We start from the raw sequence: 16,951 nt of genomic DNA, 5'->3' as shown, positions 1-16,951 counted from the left end.
GCCCTGGGGCGGGCGCGCAGGGGAGAACATGAGGAACGTACTGCTTCTGGCGCTGCTGGCGCCGGTCGGCGCCGCGGTGGCGGCGGATGGCCCGGTCACCGGGCCGGCGGTGGTGTCGATGCTCGAGGGCCTGGGCTACAGCGCCGAACTGGATCGCGACGGTGCCGGCGATCCGCTGGTGCTCACGCGGGCCGGGGGGCTGGACTACGCCATCTATTTCTACGACTGCAGCGACGACGCCTGCGAGGCCCTGCAGTTCCGCATCGGCCTGGATCTGGAAAACGGCACCACCCACGAGGTGATCAACGAGTTCAACCGGGGCTATCGCTACGTGCGCAGCTTCCTGGACGAGGAGGCCGATCCGTTCCTGCTGATGGACGTGGAGATGACCCACGCCGACCACTCCGCCCAGTTCAATACCCATCTGGGGATCTGGGAAGATCTGCTGGATGCGTTCACGCTGGCGGTGGGATTCCGGCAGGAAGGAGAAGACCTGGCCGGGGATCGCGACAGGGTCGCCTGGCCGGTCGCGCCGCAGCTCGGGTCGTTTCTGGCGTACGACTCCACGTATACCTCGGTGACGCATGACGGGAGCGACCAGTCCGCCGAAATCAGTGCCACTGGCCTGGCCCGGATCGCGGTCGAGGAGGACGGCGAGGGCGGCTTCCTGCAGCGCTGGAGTTCAAGCGATACGCAGGTTGAGCTGAACGGGCTGCCGCCGGAAGCCGCGGCGGCGTTCGAAGGCGCGATCACGGCGATGGACGGGATCGTGCTGGAAGCCCGGCTCGACCAGGATGGCCATTTCGTCAGCCTGGCCAACCTGGACCAGGTTGCCCTCGCCTATCGCCAGGTGGTGCAGGTCATGTTCGACGACATCAACGCCTCGCTGCCGGTCGAGGGCGGGGCCGGATCCGGCGAGGTTGATGTCTCCGGCATGCTTGACCTGCTCGCCTCCCCGCAGGTGCTGGAGCGGCAGCTGGCCGAGCTGCCGGTCGCGTACAACTTTCCCTCCGGCGGCGGGCTGGTGCCGGGCCGGGAGTATGCCTACCAGGACGAGGGCACCAGCCCGCTGGGCGGCGACGTGATTCCCATGAACAACTCGATGCTGCTGCGCCCCTCCAGCGAAGTCCCCGGCCACTATGAAATGGAATGGACGCTGCTGCCGGATCCGGACGCGATGTGGGGGGCCATCGATGGCGCGGCCAGACAGCTGCTGGGCAACATGGCCGCCGACGACACCGAAGCCGGGGAGCAGCTGGAGCAGGCCATGGCCGAGCTTGGCGAAGACGCCGCGTTCACCACCACCGTCCGCTACCGCATCGACGCCGCCACCGGCATCGTGCACCGCATGGAACACGTGTCGACCAAGCGCTTTGGCGGCCGGGAGGAAGTGGAGACCAACTTGCTGGTGCTGCGTGAGCCGGCGGACTAGCTAGGGTTGTAGTTCCGACCCCATGGGTTGGCAGTCCTCTGTTGACTGCTCGGGCCGTTCGCCGCCCAGCAGGTTGAGCAGGTTGTACACATCGGTGGCCTGGTGGGCGTCAAGTGTCAGGCCCTGTGCGCCCGGCCCGGTTCGGGAGAGGGTCAAGGTATATTCGCGAGCCAGAGCCAGGGGGGCGTTTGCGCTTGTGACCAGCGTCGGAGCATCCTCTCGTTCTCCGGTCAGGTGGCGCACCTGGATCGTTCCGGGCTGGCCGGGCAGCCGTAGCGTGTAATCCGTGACCTTCGGCGGGTTGCAGCAACCGCCGTTCCAGACCCACCTCACCCGCTCTATCCCTGCGCCCCTGTCAACGAAGAAGTAGTAGTGATGGCTGGTTGCATCCTCGCCTTCGGAGCGACAGTGCGTCCATGGGGCAGCAGCGTGGGATGGATCGGATGCCAGCCCCAGTACAGCAGCGGCGATGAGAAGTTGATACATGCCAGGCGCTCCCTTGCCTGCCCGGGGACTGGCGAGCGTATCAGGTGCTTCGTTCCGTGCCGGCCTGGTTTGTGGTCGAGGACTCCAGACCGGCCAGGATCGGGCAGTCCGGCCTGTGGTCGCCGGCGCAGCAGTCGGCCAGCTCCTGCAGGGTGTCGGCCATCTGCCGGAGCTTGGCGATGCGCTGCTCCAGGTCGTCGATGTGGGCCTGGGCCAGGCGCTTGACGTCGGCGCTGCGGCGCGAGCGGTCGTTCCACAGGTCCAGCAGCTCGCTGATCTCGGCGACCGAGAACCCCAGGTCGCGGGCGCGGCGGACGAAGCGCAGGCGGTGCACGTCGGCCTCGCCGTAGAGACGGTAGCCGCTGGCGCTGCGGCCGGCCTCGGGGATCAGGCCGGCCTGCTCGTAGTAGCGGATCATCTTGGCCGAAACGCCGGACGCCGCGGATGCTTCGCCGATATTCATCCCGCCTCCCGCGCTCATGCCGCCACCGCCGGCGGCTGGAACCGGCGCAGGCGCAGCGCGTTGGCGAGCACGAACACGCTCGACAGCGACATCGCGCCGGCGGCCAGGATCGGCGAGAGCAGGATGCCGAACGCCGGGTACAGCACGCCCGCGGCCACCGGGATCAGCGCAGTGTTGTAGGCGAAGGCCCAGAACAGGTTCTGGCGGATGTTGCCGATGGTGGCCTTGGACAGCGCGATCGCGGTGGGCACGCCCTGCAGGCTGCCGGACATCAGCACCACGTCGGCGGCCTCCATGGCGATGTCGGTGCCGGTGCCGATGGCGATGCCGACGTCGGCCTCGGCCAGCGCCGGGGCGTCGTTGATGCCGTCGCCGACGAAGGCGACCCGGCCGTGGGCGGACTTCAGCGCCTGCACCGCCTCGACCTTGCCGTCGGGCAGCACTTCGGCGACCACTTCGTCGATGCCCAGGCGCCCGGCGATGGCCCGGGCGGTGCGGGCGTTGTCGCCGGTGATCATGGCCACCTTCAGGCCCAGCGCGTGCAGGGCGGCGATGGCGGCCGGGGTGTCTGGCTTGATCGGGTCGGCGACGGCGATGATCGCGGCCAGGCGGCCGTCGATGGCGGCGTACAGCGGCGACTTGCCTTCGCTGCCCAGCCGTTCGGCGGTCGCCGAGAACCCGTCCACGTCCAGGCCCAGCGAACGCATGTGGCGGTCGGCGCCGACTTCGACGTCGCGGCCGTCGACGCCGGCGCGCACGCCCATGCCGGTGATGGACTCGAAGTCCTGCGGCCGCGGCACGTTGATGTTCTCGGCCTCGGCCGCCTCGACGATCGCCCGGGCGATCGGATGTTCCGAACTGGACTCCACCGACGCCACCAGCCGCAGCACTTCCTCGCGTGCGAAGCCGTCGGCCACCTCCAGGTCGGTCAGCGCCGGCCGGCCCTCGGTCAGGGTGCCGGTCTTGTCCACCGCGACCACGCGCGCGTCGCGCAGGAGCTGCAGCGCTTCGCCCTTTCGGAACAGCACGCCCAGCTCCGCGCCGCGGCCGGTGCCGACCATGATCGAGGTCGGCGTGGCCAGGCCCATGGCGCAGGGGCAGGCGATGATCAGCACCGCCACCGCGTTGACCAGGCCGAAGGTCAGCGCCGGCTCGGGGCCGAACACCAGCCACACGATGAAGGTCAGCAGCGCCGCCAGCATCACCGCCGGTACGAACCACAGCGTGACCCGGTCGACCATGGCCTGGATCGGCAGCTTGGAGCCCTGCGCCTGCTCGACCAGCTGGATGATCCGTGCCAGCACCGTCTGCCCGCCCACCGCGGTGGCGCGCAGGGTGAAGGCGCCCTTCTGGTTCACGGTGCCGCCCACGGCCTCGCTGCCGGCGGTCTTCTCCACCGGCACCGGCTCGCCGGTGATCATGGATTCGTCCACCCAGCTCGCGCCCTCGACCACCTCGCCGTCCACCGGCACCCGCTCGCCCGGCCGCACCGCGACCAGGTCGCCAGCCACGACCTCGGCGATCGGTACTTCAATCGTGCGCCCGTCGCGCACCACCTGCGCCACCGCGGGCTGCAGGCTCACCAGCCGCTTGATCGCCTCGGAGGTGCGGCCCTTGGCCCGCGCCTCCATCCAGCGGCCCAGCAGCACCAGCACCACGATCACGGCGGCGGCCTCGTAATACACGTTGACCGTGCCGGCGGGCAGCAGCCCGGGGGCGAAGGTGGCGACCACCGAATAGGCGTATGCGGCCAGCGTGCCGACAGCCACCAGCGAGTTCATGTCCGGCGCCAGCCGCAGCAGCGCGGGGAAGCCGGCGGTGTAGAAGCGCCGGCCGGGGAGCGCCAGCACCAGCGTGGTCAGCACGAACTGCAGCACCCAGCTGCGCTGGATGCCGATGGCCTGGTCGACCCAGGCGTGCATGCCGGGGATGAGGTGGGTGCCCATTTCCAGCAGGAACACGGGCAGGGCGAGGGCGGCGGCCAGCAGCACGTCGCGGCCCAGCGCCCTGCGCTCGGCGTCGCGGCGTGCCGCGGCCTCGTCGTCGGTCGCGGGCGCGCCGGCATCGATCGGGCTGGCGCGGTAGCCGGCGCTTGCGATCGCGTCCACCAGCGCCCCGGCCCCCGCGGTGCCGCGCACGGTGGCGCGTTCGGTGGCCAGGTTCACCGCGGCGCTTTCCACGCCCGGGACGGCCTGCAGGGCCCGCTCGACCCGGCCCACGCAGGAGGCACAGGTCATGCCGGTCACGGCCAGCTCGGTGGTGCCGGCGGAAACGCGGTAGCCGGCCTTTTCGATCGCGCCCACCAGCGCCGCCTGGTCGACGTTGGCACCGGGCTGCGCGCTGACCTGCACGCGGCCGGTTGCGAGGTTGGCGCTGGCATCGGCCACGCCTTCGACCGCGCCAAGCGCGGCCTCGATGCGCCCGATGCACGAGGCGCAGTGCATGCCCTCCACGGGCAGGGTGACGGGGGAGGGTGCCTGAGTGTCGTTGTTCATGCGGCCAGCATAGACCTTCCCATCATGGGAAGGTCAAGCGCCGCGCGGGGAAACGGGGGGTGGTTCAGACCAGGGCGAGCTTCTCGGCCTTGAGGTCGGCGAAGTCTTCCTCGTAGAAGAACTTCTCCGCACCGAAGGCGGGCTTGAGGTGCGGCAGCCAGGTGGCGTTCTCATCGAATTTCGCGAAGAACGGCTTCTGCACCCAGTCCGGATTGCGGCCCTGGATGAAGCGCAGCACGAACACCTTCTCGCCGTTGATCTCGGTCACCCCCTGGATCTCGACCTTGCCCGGGTCGGCCGACATCGACGGCCCGCGCGCGGTGCGCGCCAGCCCGGACACCTGCTGCATCGCCTCGCGGTAGATGTCCCACGCCTTCACCAGCGGCACCTCGAAGTAGTGCCGGGCGCCGGTGTCGCGCTCGACGAACATGTAGTAGGGCACCATCCCCAGCTGCACCTGGGTGGTCCACATCCGCGCCCAGGTATCGGCGTCGTCGTTGATGTGGTGCAGCAGCGGGGCCTGGGTGCGGATCTGGGCGCCGGTGGCGCGGATGCGGCGGATCGCCTCGCGGCAGATCGGCGTTTCCATCTCGCGCCAGTGGTTGAAGTGGGCCATGAAGGCCACGTGCTTGCCGGCGTCCACCAGCTCGCGCAGCAGCGCCAGCACCTCGTCGGCATCCGGGTCGGTGACGAAGCGGTAGGGCCAGAAGGTCAGGCTCTTGGAGCCGATGCGGATGTTGCGCACGTGCGCCAGCTCCGGCTTTTTCAGCCCTTCGAGGTAGCCGCGCAGGTGCCGGGCCTTCATCACCATCGGGTCGCCGCCGGTCACCAGCAGGTCGGTCACCTCGCGGTGTTCGGCCAGGTAGGCGTGCAAGCTGTCGGCCTCGCTGGAGGCAAAGCGCAGGTCCTTGTCGCCGACGAACTGCGCCCAGCGGAAGCAGAACGTGCAGTAGCTGTGGCACACCTGCCCCTGGCTGGGGAAGAACAGCACGGTTTCGCGGTACTTGTGCTGCATGCCCGGCAGCGGTTCGCCGTCAAGCCGGGGCAGGTTGAGATCCATCTGCCCGGCCGGGTGCGGGTTGAGCTCGTCGCGCACGCGCTTGATCACCGGCGCCATTTCGGCCGCGGTGGCCTCGCTGCGGACCAGTTCGGCGACCTCGTCGAAGTGCTCCGGCAGCAGCATGTCGCGCTGCGGGAACACCAGCCGGAAGATCGGGTCGTCCGGGATGTTGTTCCAGTCGATCAGCTCCTCGATCACGTATTCATTGACCCGGAATGGCAGCACCTGGCTGACGACTTTCATCTCGAAGCGCTGCGCCTCCGACAGCGCCTGCACCTGCCTGATCGAATCAAGCTGGCGATGGGTGTAGACCTTGAATTCGCGGGCGGGGAAGTGCGCGCCGTTGTTGTCCTGGCCGTCGGACTCTTCGTGCGGGAATGCGCGGGCAAGTGCTTCCATGTAGGAACTCCACAGTAATGACGCCAGCCAACGGAGCCCGGGGCTCCGCGGAAATGCCGCCTGGATTGGCTTTGGGCCGGGTAGGGCATGCAGCAAGTGGGCGACGTGGCGCCCGCTGCAAAGCCGCGTGGACTGGATCCCCGACCAGCGAAATGGCCGCCTGCACGCGCGCTGCCATCGAGCGCTCCGGCGCGGCCGGCTGTTTTTCAGGGTAACAAACGCGATCCTGCGCTGCAGGGCGTTGCGTATGATCGCCAGATGACAGGACGCGACCGTTACCCCGACGCGCTGCGCGCCGGCGCGCTGCTGGTGGTGGTGCTGGGGCACTGGGTCGCGACCCTGCCGCGGCTTGAGGGCGGGCAACTGGCCGGCACCGACCACCTGCTTGCCGCCTGGGATGCGGCCGGCGTGCTCACCTGGCTGGTGCAGGTGGTGCCGCTGTTCGTGTTCGTGTCGGCGGCCGTGAGCGCGCCGGGCGTGGAGCAGCGGCTGGAGCAGGGCGCTTCGCAGTTGCGCTGGTGGGCGGGCCGGGCGCTGGGCCTGGCCCGGCCCACCGTGACCTACCTGGCCGTGCTTGCGGCGCTGGCGCTGGTGGCGCTGTTCACCGGCGGCCGGCTGCTGGAGGCGTTCAACAGCTCGCTCACGATCCATCTGTGGTTCCTGATGATGTTCCTGGCGGTGCAGGGGCTGCTGCCGCTGGCGGTGCGTGCCGACCGCAGGTTCGGGCTGGGCGCGGTGGCGGCGCTGATCGCGGTCGCGGCGGCGGCCGACCTGATCCGGGCCGGGGTGCGCGGCCCGGCGGATCTGCTCGAACTGGGCGCGCGCGTGCGCGAAAGCGCCCCGGGCATCGGCTGGATCAACATGCTGGCGGTGTGGCTGCTGCCGCAGCAGCTGGGGATCGCCTGGAAGCGCGGACGCTTCGCCGGTGCCCGTGCCGGCATCGTGATGCTGGCGCTGGGCGTGGCCTGGCTGGCGGCGGCGATTGCCAGCGGCTATCCGGTGGCCATGGTCGGGGTGGAGCTGGCCGGCAACAACATGCTGCCGCCGACGCTGGCGCTGGTCGGCGTGATGTGGCTGCAGCTGGGGCTGGTGCTGCTGTGCGAGGCGCCGGCGCGGCGGCTGCTGGAGCGGCACCCGGTGGCCCGCGTGGTGGCCGTGCTCAGCGCGCTGGGCATGCCGCTGTACCTGTGGCACAAGCTGGCCGAACTGCCGGCGGCGTGGCTGGGCGAGCGGCTTGGCGCGCCGATCGATGCCGGCGATCCGGGCGAGCCGGGGTTCTGGCTGGGGCGCCTGCTGTGGCTCACGCTGTGCGCGCTGGCGGTGGCGCCGGTGATGGCGGCGGTGGTGGGGTTCGAAATGCGCCGGCGCCGTGACCTGGAGCCGGCGGCCGGTGCGGCTGCGGTCGTCGCCGGGGGCGTGGCGCTGTTCGGCGGGCTGGGCGCGGCGCTGGCCCTGGGCGTGGTGCCCGGCGCGCTCATCGGCCTGGCGGGCGTGGTGGCCGCCTCGTGGCTGCTGCGCGCCCATCCGCAGCCGCCCGCGCGCTGAGCGCGGCCCCGGCCCTGCTCCGGAAGAAGACGGGGCCTATGGCGCGGGCGCGGCGTCCAGGTGCCCGCGCCCGTGCGGCGCGTCCAGATCCTGCACCGGTCCAAGCGGGACGATGCCGTTGGGATTGATGGTGTCGTGGCTGCGGTAGTAGTGCTGCTTGATGTGGTCGAAGTCGACCGTGGCGGCCACGCCGGGCCACTGGTACAGCTCGCGCAGGTAGCCGGACAGGTGTTCGTAGTCGGCGATCCGGCGCAGGTTGCACTTGAAGTGGCCGTGGTAGACCGGGTCGAAGCGCAGCAGGGTGGTGAACAGCCGCCAGTCGGCCTCGGTGATGCGCTCGCCCAGCAGGTAGCGCTTGTCGGTCAGGCGCGCGTCGACCTCGTCCAGGGCTTCGAACAGCTTGCCGACCTCTTCCCCGTAGACGTCCTGTTCGGTCGCGAAGCCGGCCTTGTACACGCCGTTGTTGATGGCGTCGTAGACGCGCTTGTTGAGGGCGTCGATTTCCGGCAGCAGTTCCTCTGGCGCGTAATCGCCGGGTTTTGCGCCGATGCCGTCGAAGGCCGAGTTGAGGATGCGGATGATCTCCGACGATTCGTTGTTGACGATGGTGTTCGTCTGCGTGTCCCACAGCACCGGTACCGTGACCCGGCCGCTGTAGTCCGGCTGTGCGCGCAGGTAGACCTCGTACAGGTAATCTGCGCCCTCCGGGTCCGGTACCACGCCCTCGCCGGGCTCGAAGGTCCAGCCGTTCTCGGCCATGTACGGATTCACCACGTACACCGGGATCATGTCCTCCAGGCCCTTGAGCGCGCGCAGGATCAGGGTGCGGTGCGCCCACGGGCAGGCCAGGCACACGTACAGCCGGTAGCGGCCGGCCTCGGCCTTGAAGCCGCCCCCGCCGCTCGGACCTGGACTGCCATCGGGCGTGATCCAGTTGCGGAACTGGGCGTCGGTGCGTACGAAACGCCCGCCGGTGCTGGAGGTGTCGTACCACTGGTCTTCCCAGCGGCCGTCGATGAGCAGGCCCATGGCCGTTCTCCTCGGATGCGTTGCCCCAAGAATGCATCGCGGGAGGTGTGCTGCGCGTTGCGGTCGCGGGCCGTTGCGTTCCACCGGGCCCGGCGCGCGGATCAGCGCGCCGCGGGTGGGGCCGGCATCACTCTGCCCGTGGGCCAGGAAAACGTGACCGCCAGGCCGCCCATGCCGGAGCGGCCCAGCCGGATGCCGCCGCCGGAGGCTTCCACCAGCTCGCGGGCGATCGCCAGGCCCAGGCCGGTGCCGCCTTCATCCAGGCGGCCGCCGCGGCGCATCACCTGTTCAAGGTGGTCATCGTCGATGCCCGGGCCATCGTCCTCGACGCTCAGCGTGGTCGATTCCGGCCCGCCGGCACCGCTCACCCGCACCTGGCGGCGGGCGTGGCGGGCGGCGTTCTCCAGCACCGCGCCAAGCATCTCGGACAGGTCGTCGGGCTGCACCGCCAGCTCCAGGCCGGGCGGGATCTCGATGGCGAAAGCGAGCTCACCGCCCTTGTCGGTGTGCTCGATCACGTTGACCAGCCGCTCCACCGTCGGTTGAACCGGAGCAAGGCCGCCCGGGCCGCGGCGGATCGCCGCGATGCGCGCGCGCGCGAGTTCGGAGTCGATCGTGCGGCGGATGGCCGAGACCGCGCGATCCAGACCGTCGGCGGCGCTGTCCGCGCCGGCTTCGCGCGCGCGCCGGCTCTGCGCGGCCACTGCGGCCAGCGGCGTCTTCAGCCCGTGGGCCAGATCGGCGGCGCGGCGGCGGGCCAGCTCCAGGTCGTGCTCGCGCACGTCGGCCAGGGCGTTGATGGCGTCGGTCAGCGGCTGGATCTCGCGCAGCCGGGCGGCCGGCAGGCGCGCGCTGGCGCTGTCGTGCAGCACCGCCAGGTCGCTGCGGATGCGCCCCAGCGGGCGCAGCCCGAGCCGGACGTGCAGCCACGCCGCGGCCGAGAGCACCAGCCACAGCGCGGCGAGGAAGGCGGCCAGCTCACGCCCGAACTCGTCGCGGGCCATGGTCAGCGGGGCCGCGTCCTGGGCCAGCTGGATCAGCACCTGCGGGCCGTTGGCATCCGGTTCCACCATCCGCTCCAGGATTGCGACGGGCTGCCCGTACGGCCCCGGCGCACGGCGCAGCGCCCAGCCCTCGACCGGCGGCTGCCCGCTGCGATCCAGGTCGCCGTCCCACAGCGAGCGCGACTGGTCCGCGCCGGCGGGCGTGGACACCTGCCAGTAATAGCCGCCGGCCGGGGTCTGCAGGCGCGGATCCATCGGCGGCTCGCCGATCAGCGGCGCCCCGCCCGCGTCGACCTCCAGCGCGGCGGCCAGGCGCAGGCCGTCGCGGGTGAGTTCGGATTCCAGCCGTCGCTCCAGGTGGCGCTCGAACAGCAGGGTCATGAACAGCCAGGCCACGACCAGGGCCAGCAGGATCGCGGCAGCGGCGCCGGCGAGCAGGCGCCAGTGCAGCGAGCGGATGATCATCCGCCGGGCTCCAGCAGGTAGCCGAAGCCGCGACGGGTGGTGATGATGGCGGCGCCGAACTTGCGCCGCAGGCGCGCGATAATCGCTTCGATGGCGTTGGTGTCGCCCGATTCGCTGGCGCCATAGAGGTGCTCGGCCAGTTCGCCGGCGGACACCGCGCGGCCGGGCTGGTGGGCCAGGTAGTCCAGCAGGCGGAATTCCAGCGGCGACAGGTGCGCGGGGGCGCCGTCGTAGACCGCGCTCATGCGGGTGGTGTCCAGGCGCAGCCGCCCGATCTCGATCACGTTCGACAGCCGTCCGGCGCCGCGCCGGATCAGGCCGCGGATGCGCGCGATCAGCTCGCCCATCTCGAACGGCTTGGACATGTAGTCGTCGGCGCCGGCCTCGATGCCTTCGACCTTCTCGGTCCAGTCGCCGCGTGCGGAGAGCACGATCACGGGGAAGCCGCGGCCGGCCGCGCGCCAGCGGCGCAGCACCGACAGTCCGTCCAGCCGCGGCAGGCCCAGGTCGAGCACGACCGCATCGTAGTCTTCAACGTCGCCCTGGTACCACGCGGTCTCGCCGTCGCCGGCCACCTCGACCACGAACCCGGAGGTTTCCAGCGCGCGCCTGAGGTCGGACTGGATGTCGGCATCGTCCTCGACGATCAGGCACCGCATCAATCGTCCTCGATTTTCCGGATCTCGGCGGTGTGGGCGTTGACGTCGACTTCCAGCACCCGGCCGGTGGCAGTCAGCACCTTGACCTCGTATTCCCAGCCGCGCTTGCTGCTGCGGTCCAGCTCGACCTCGATGACGTCGCCGGGTACGCGCTGCTGCACCACATCCAGGATGTGGTTGAGCGGCAGGATCTCGCCGCGCTGCAGCAGCCTGCGGGCCTCGACGTGGTCGTCGTCGTCGGCAAATGCGGCCGGGGTGGTGAAGATCGCCGCAAGCGCGATGGCCAGCGCGAGCGGGAGGAACAGCTTGGTGGGGGCGGTCGTTTTCATGGCGGCGATCATGGGCCGGGGTGCCTGACAGCAGGCTGACAGCGGGCGTGGCCGGGATGTCAGCAACGCCGGTTCAGGATGGCCGGTCCCTGCCGCCTGTATACCATTCATGCCGACCCGTTTCCCCGCACCTGCCGTGTTTGCCCTGCTTGCGCTTGCCTGCCACGCGGCCCCCGCCGTGGCAGGGCCCGGCTATGGCCCGGTCGACGCCGGGACCCAGGGCGTCACCGTGTTCGAAGCGGAGGGTTTCGCGTCGGCGGCGCCGGCCAACGCCCACGACATGGTGATCCGCCTGCCGGGCTTCAGCATCGTCGAGGCCGATTCCGACGTGCGCGGCTATGCCGGGGCGCGCGGCAACGTGCTGATCGACGGTGCCCGGCCCACCAGCAGGCGTGAGGACATCGACGATCTGCTGGCGCGGATTCCGGCGGGGTCGGTGGAGCGGATCGAACTGATCCGCGCCGGTGCGCCGGGCGTGGACATGGGCGGGCACGCGGTGCTGGCGAACGTGGTGCGCAGGCGCGTGGCAGCCGTGGAGATGGCGCTGGAGGTCGGCGCTGCCGCGGCCACCGACGGCTGGGCGGGGCCTCAGACGCAGTTCGAGTACGGGCGCCGCAGCGATGACCGGATGCTGGAACTGGCGCTGTCGGCGGCGTCGGAGCTGGACGAGGACACCGGCCCGGGGCGCATCCACGCCGTCTCGCCCGACGGCGTGCCGGTGGAGGATCTGACGGTCGACACGCGCCGAATCGATGATCTCTACGGGGCGAACGCGAGCTGGCGCCAGCCGCTTGCGGGCGGCAGCCTGGGCGTGAACGCCGCCCTGCGGGGCGAGCGTGTCAGCGAGCGCGAGGAGCGGATGGATCGCGACACCGGCATGCACCTCGAGTCTGCTGCCGATACGGAGCGAATGGACGAGCTGGAGATCGGCGGCCGCTACGTGCGTCCGGTCGGAGCGCGCTCGCGGCTGGAGCTGGTGCTGGGCCAGCGGCTGGATCGAACCCGGGCGCTGTCGCTGGAGCGGGAAGACGGCGACGAGGAGCGCTTCGAGGAAAACACCGAGACCGGCGAAACCCTGGCCCGGGTGGATCTGGGCCACGCGTATTCCGACCACCTGCGGCTGACGGCGGGGCTGGAGGGCGCGTTCAATTTCCTGGAGGGCGACGCCCGGCTCACTGAAAACGGCGAGCGGGTCGAACTGCCCGGCTCGGACGTGCGCATCGAGGAGCGCCGCGCCGAGGCGTCGCTGGGCGCGGCGTGGCAGCCGGGCAGCGACTGGACGCTGGAAGCGGACGTGCGGGTGGAGACCTCCAGGCTGCGCCAGAGCGGCGACACGCCGATGGCGCGCGACTTCGTCTACGTCAAGCCGCGGCTGACCGCGTTCTGGGAGCGCGATGATCGCGACAGCTTCCACCTGTCGCTTGCGCGCGAGGTGGGGCAGCTGGATTTCGACGACTTCGTCGCTTCGGCGGCGCTGGACACGGGCGTGATCAGCGCCGGCAACGCGGAGCTGGAGCCGGACAAGACCTGGCGCATGTCGGCCGGCTGGGAGCGCAGCTTTTGGGAGGACGGCGCGCTGGTATTGACCTGGACACATGACCGCATCAGCGACGTGGTCGACCGGGTGCTGGTGGTGTCCGGCGACGACGTGTTCGACGCGCCGGGCAATATCGGCGACGGCACCCGCGACACCCTGGAGCTGGAGCTGTCCGCATCGCTGGACAGGCTCGGCATGGCCGGCTTCCGGTTCTCGTCGCAGCTCCAGTGGCGAACCAGCTCGGTGCGCGACCCGACCACCGGCCGCAAGCGCGGGATCTCGGGCGAGGCGCCGCTGGAAGGCAGCCTGCGCCTGACCCGGGTGCTTCCGGAGCACCGCATCACCTGGGGCATGGGCGTCGACCTCGCCGAGCGCGAGACGGAGTACAGCTACGACGAGGTCAGCCGCGAGCGCGAGCCGCTGTCCTGGCACCTGTTCGCCGAGAAGCGCCTGGCCGGTGGCTGGCGGGTGCGCGCCGAGGCGCGGGACCTGTTCGGGCGCCGCTTCACCGAAGCGCGTGACAAGTACGACGGGCCGCGCTCGGCGATGCCGCTGGAAGAGCGCGAATACCGCAGCCACCGAACCCCGGGCCAGGTGCTGGTCACCGTCCGCCGCAGCATTGGCGGCTAGGCTGCGGTCACGCTGCGGCGCGGGTCTCAGTCTGCGCCGATGTCCTCGTTCCAGATGGCCGGGTTGGCGGCGATCCACTCGCCCATCATGCGGATGCAGCCGGGGTCGGCCAGGTCGACCACCTCCACGCCGTGCTCGCGCAGCCAGTCGTGGCCGCCGTGGAAGTTCACCGTGTCGCCCATGACCACCGTGGCGATGCCGAACTGGCGCACCAGGCCGCTGCAGTACCAGCACGGCGAGAGCGTGGTGACCATGATGGTGTCGCGGTAGCTGCGCTGGCGGCCGGCCTTGCGGAAGGCGTCGGTCTCGCCGTGCACGGAGGGGTCGTCCTCCTGCACCCGGCGGTTGCGGCCGCGGCCGAGCAGGGTGCCGTCGCGGTGGAACAGGGCGGCGCCGATCGGGATCCCGCCCTCGGCCAGGCCGGCGCGGGCTTCTTCCAGCGCCACCTGGAGCATTGCGTGGTAGTCGGTTGCGGTCATGCGGACTCCGGAGGCGGGCTGCGACCGAGCATAGGCGTGGCGGCGGCCACCGTCACCCCGGGGGGTGCGATAATCGGCCCATGAGCGCATCCAAAGAATCCGGTACCACCCATTTCGGCTTCCGCGACGTCCCGGTGGGGGAGAAGCAGAAGCTGGTCGGCCAGGTGTTTTCCTCGGTCGCGGGCAGCTACGACCTGATGAACGACCTGATGAGCCTGGGCATCCACCGGGTCTGGAAGCGCTACTTCACCGCCACCGCGCAGGTGCGGCCGGGCGACCGGGTGCTGGATCTGGCCGGCGGCACCGGCGACATCGCCGCGCTGCTGATGCCGCGCCTGGGCGCGGACGGCGAGGTGGTGCTGGGCGACATCAACGGCGAGATGCTGAAGGTGGGCCGCGACCGCATGACCAACCGCGGGCGCGTGCGCGGGTTCGAATACGTGCAGTGCAACGCCCAGGCGCTGCCGTTCCCGGACGCCAGCTTCGACCTGGTGACCATCGCCTTCGGCCTGCGCAACGTGACCGACAAGGACGCGGCGCTGCGCGAGATGCACCGGGTGCTACGGGTGGGCGGCCAGGCGCGGGTGCTGGAGTTCTCTGAGGTGACGCTGGACTGGTTCAAGCCGGTCTACGACTTCCATTCCTTCCAGGTGCTGCCGCGGCTGGGGCGGCTGTTCGCGGGGGATTCGGACAGCTACCGCTACCTGGCCGAGTCGATCCGCAAGCATCCGCCGCAGGAGGAGCTGAAGGCGATGATGCAGGCGGCCGGCTTCGAGCGCTGCGGCTACCGCAACCTGTCGGCCGGCATCGTCGCCATCCACGACGGCTATCGGGTCTGACCCGGCCGGGGCGCGCTCCTGCCAGCGGGTTGCCGGAGCGGCGGGGGTAGACTTGTGGATCTGATTCCCCGAGGACTGGCCCGCCATGCGTTTTCCCCCGAACCCGCTCCGCCGCCTGACCCCCCTGGTCGCCCTGTCGCTGCTGGCCCTGCTGGTCGCCGGCTGCCAGCGCGAGCCGACCCCCGAGACCACCACCACGCCGGCCAAGCGACCGGAGGCCGCCGTGACCGCGCCCGCCCGTGACGAACATTCCTACGCCGAGCCGGGCAAGGTCGTCATCGACGACCTTGCGCTGGACCTTGCGCTGGACTTCGACAGCCGCACCCTCGCCGGTACCGCCACCTACAAGCTTGACTGGAAGGACGAAGCGGCGGCGGAGCTGGTGCTCGACACCCGGGACCTGACGATCGAGCGGGTCGAAGGAAATACCGGCGACGGCTGGCAGCCGCTGGAGTACACGCTGGACGACGCCGATCCGGTGTTCGGCAGCAGGCTCGCCATCCAGGCGCCGGGCCAGCCCGCGCAGGTGCGGGTGACCTACCGCACCTCGCCCGATGCCTCCGGCCTGCAGTGGCTGGAGCCGTCGATGACCGAGGGCGGGGAGCTGCCCTTCATGTTCAGCCAGTCGCAGGCCATCCACGCCCGGAGCTGGGTGCCGCTGCAGGACACGCCGGGCGTGCGCTACACCTACAGCGCGCGCATCACCACGCGCCCGGACGTGATGGTGCTGATGAGCGCCGACAACGATCCGGATGCGCAGCGCGACGGTGAGTACAGCTTCACCATGCCGCAGAAGATCCCGTCCTACCTGATGGCGATCGCCGCCGGCGACCTGGTGTTCAAGCCGATTTCCGAACGCGCCGGCGTGTGGGCCGAGCCGGCGACCGTTGACGCGGCGGTGGCCGAGTTCGAGGACACCGAGCAGATGATCGCCACCGCGGAGGCGCTTTACGGGCCCTACCGCTGGGAGCGCTACGACCTGCTGATCCTGCCGCCGTCGTTCCCCTACGGCGGCATGGAAAACCCGCGCCTGTCGTTCATCACTCCCACGGTGATCGTCGGTGACAAATCGCTGGTGTCGCTGATCGCGCACGAACTGGCCCACAGCTGGTCCGGCAACCTGGTGACCAACGCGAGCTGGAAGGACATGTGGCTCAACGAGGGCTTCACCTCCTACGTGGAGAACCGCATCGTCGAGGAGATCTACGGCGAGGAGTTCTCCGACATGGAGTGGGTGATCGCCCGCAGCGGCCTTGAGCAGGAAATCGAGGGCGTCAGCCCGGGCCTGCAGGTGCTGGCGGTGCAGCCCGATGACGCGACCGGTCCGGACGACACCTTCGGCTCGGTGGCCTACGACAAGGGCGCGTGGTTCCTGCAGTTCCTGGAGGAGCGCTTCGGGCGCGAGGCGCTGGACGCCTTCCTGCGCGGCTATTTCGACCACTTTGCGTTCCAGAGCATCTCCACGCCGGAGTTCGTGGAATACCTGGAGGCCGAGCTGCTGCCCAGGGATCCGAACGCGGTCAGCGAGGCGGAGCTGGACGAGTGGCTGCACCAGCCGGGGATCCCGCTGTCCGCCCCGCAGGTGCTCTCGCCGCGGCTGGGGCTGGTGGATTCGGCGCGCCTGGCCTGGCTGGGCAGCCACCAGCTGCCGCCGCCGCAGCTCACGTCCGAATGGAGCACCCAGGAATGGATCCATTTCCTGGAGGGCATGCCGGAGACGCTGGAGCTGGAGCAGATGTCGCAGCTCGACACCGCCTACATGTTCAGCCAGACGCCCAACGGCGAGATCGCGATGCGCTGGTTCCCGCTGGCGGTGCGCAGCGGCTACGCCATCGCGTATCCGCCGATGGAAGGGTTCCTGGAGCGGATCGGCCGGCGCAAGCTGATCATGCCGACCTACGAGGCGCTGGTGCAGACCTCCGAGGGTCTGGCAGTGGCGCGGGACGTGCTGGAGCGGGCCCGGCCGGGCTACCACCCCATCACCACCGCCTCGGTCGAGCAGGTGATCGCCGGCTCCCCGGCGGCGTCGGCGTCGCCGCCGGTGTCGCCGGTGCTCGATGGCGCGCCGGAGCCGGCCGCCGGTGACGAAGCCGGAACCGA

General features: G+C 70.5%; 13 protein-coding genes and 1 pseudogene. 5 read left to right on the top strand and 9 right to left on the bottom strand.

The genetic code is table 11. From position 1 onward, the window contains the following. The first annotated feature begins 28 nt into the window (after positions 1 to 28). Positions 29 to 1,432, top strand: coding sequence for a YbjN domain-containing protein (locus tag ACOZ90_RS07295; RefSeq protein WP_422892992.1), 1,404 nt, complete (start codon positions 29 to 31; stop codon positions 1,430 to 1,432). On the opposite strand, the gene ACOZ90_RS07290 is transcribed toward ACOZ90_RS07295, so the two are convergent. From ACOZ90_RS07290 to ACOZ90_RS07275, 4 genes are all read right to left on the bottom strand, one after another. After that, positions 1,433 to 1,918 (bottom strand): hypothetical protein, encoded by a 486-nt coding sequence (locus ACOZ90_RS07290; protein ID WP_422892991.1) that lies wholly within the window; start codon positions 1,916 to 1,918, stop codon positions 1,433 to 1,435. A 40-nt stretch (positions 1,919 to 1,958) separates the two neighbouring features. After that, positions 1,959 to 2,381, bottom strand: coding sequence for a Cu(I)-responsive transcriptional regulator (cueR, locus tag ACOZ90_RS07285; RefSeq protein WP_422892990.1), 423 nt, complete (start codon positions 2,379 to 2,381; stop codon positions 1,959 to 1,961). A gap of 14 nt (positions 2,382 to 2,395) precedes the next feature. Next, positions 2,396 to 4,876 (bottom strand): heavy metal translocating P-type ATPase, encoded by a 2,481-nt coding sequence (locus ACOZ90_RS07280; protein WP_422892989.1) that lies wholly within the window; start codon positions 4,874 to 4,876, stop codon positions 2,396 to 2,398. A 64-nt stretch (positions 4,877 to 4,940) separates the two neighbouring features. Then, entirely contained in the window at positions 4,941 to 6,335 is a 1,395-nt protein-coding gene (locus tag ACOZ90_RS07275) for a KamA family radical SAM protein (protein ID WP_422892988.1), read from the bottom strand. Between the two features lie 258 nt (positions 6,336 to 6,593). Between ACOZ90_RS07275 and ACOZ90_RS07270 the strand changes: the two genes are divergently transcribed. Next, positions 6,594 to 7,880 (top strand): acyltransferase family protein, encoded by a 1,287-nt coding sequence (locus tag ACOZ90_RS07270; protein ID WP_422892987.1) that lies wholly within the window; start codon positions 6,594 to 6,596, stop codon positions 7,878 to 7,880. Positions 7,881 to 7,916: 36 nt separating this feature from the next. Here the strand turns inward: ACOZ90_RS07270 and ACOZ90_RS07265 are convergent, their stop codons facing one another. From ACOZ90_RS07265 to ACOZ90_RS07250, 4 genes are all read right to left on the bottom strand, one after another. Then, positions 7,917 to 8,909: a glutathione S-transferase family protein gene (locus ACOZ90_RS07265; protein ID WP_422892986.1), complete on the bottom strand. Its 993-nt coding sequence runs from the start codon at positions 8,907 to 8,909 to the stop codon at positions 7,917 to 7,919. A gap of 101 nt (positions 8,910 to 9,010) precedes the next feature. Further along, on the bottom strand, positions 9,011 to 10,378 hold the full coding sequence (locus ACOZ90_RS07260) for a sensor histidine kinase (protein ID WP_422892985.1): 1,368 nt from the start codon (positions 10,376 to 10,378) through the stop codon (positions 9,011 to 9,013). After that, positions 10,375 to 11,037 (bottom strand): response regulator transcription factor, encoded by a 663-nt coding sequence (locus tag ACOZ90_RS07255; protein WP_422892984.1) that lies wholly within the window; start codon positions 11,035 to 11,037, stop codon positions 10,375 to 10,377. The genes ACOZ90_RS07260 and ACOZ90_RS07255 overlap by 4 nt, the downstream gene beginning before the upstream one ends. Further along, entirely contained in the window at positions 11,037 to 11,366 is a 330-nt protein-coding gene (locus ACOZ90_RS07250) for a PepSY domain-containing protein (protein ID WP_422892983.1), read from the bottom strand. Before ACOZ90_RS07250 ends, ACOZ90_RS07255 begins: the two co-directional genes overlap by 1 nt. Before the next feature lie 109 nt (positions 11,367 to 11,475). Between ACOZ90_RS07250 and ACOZ90_RS07245 the strand changes: the two genes are divergently transcribed. Then, positions 11,476 to 13,533 (top strand): TonB-dependent receptor plug domain-containing protein, encoded by a 2,058-nt coding sequence (locus tag ACOZ90_RS07245; RefSeq protein ID WP_422892982.1) that lies wholly within the window; start codon positions 11,476 to 11,478, stop codon positions 13,531 to 13,533. A gap of 26 nt (positions 13,534 to 13,559) precedes the next feature. Here the strand turns inward: ACOZ90_RS07245 and ACOZ90_RS07240 are convergent, their stop codons facing one another. Further along, positions 13,560 to 14,012, bottom strand: a complete 453-nt coding sequence (locus ACOZ90_RS07240; RefSeq protein ID WP_422892981.1) for a nucleoside deaminase — start codon at positions 14,010 to 14,012, stop codon at positions 13,560 to 13,562. 80 nt (positions 14,013 to 14,092) lie between these two features. Here ACOZ90_RS07240 and ubiE point away from each other — a divergent pair, with 80 nt between their 5' ends. Further along, complete coding sequence (gene ubiE, locus ACOZ90_RS07235; RefSeq protein ID WP_422892980.1) at positions 14,093 to 14,851, top strand: bifunctional demethylmenaquinone methyltransferase/2-methoxy-6-polyprenyl-1,4-benzoquinol methylase UbiE; 759 nt, start codon at positions 14,093 to 14,095, stop codon at positions 14,849 to 14,851. Positions 14,852 to 14,936: 85 nt separating this feature from the next. Next, positions 14,937 to 16,940 (top strand): annotated as a pseudogene (locus ACOZ90_RS07230) (M1 family metallopeptidase); the annotation flags it as partial. Between the last annotated feature and the right edge of the window lie 11 nt (positions 16,941 to 16,951).

It is taken from the genome of Luteimonas dalianensis (genome assembly GCF_049339425.1).
Classification (GTDB): Bacteria; Pseudomonadota; Gammaproteobacteria; order Xanthomonadales; family Xanthomonadaceae; genus Luteimonas; species Luteimonas dalianensis.
Note: the sequence above shows the minus strand (reverse complement) of the source record. Positions and strands in the feature narration are given on the sequence as shown.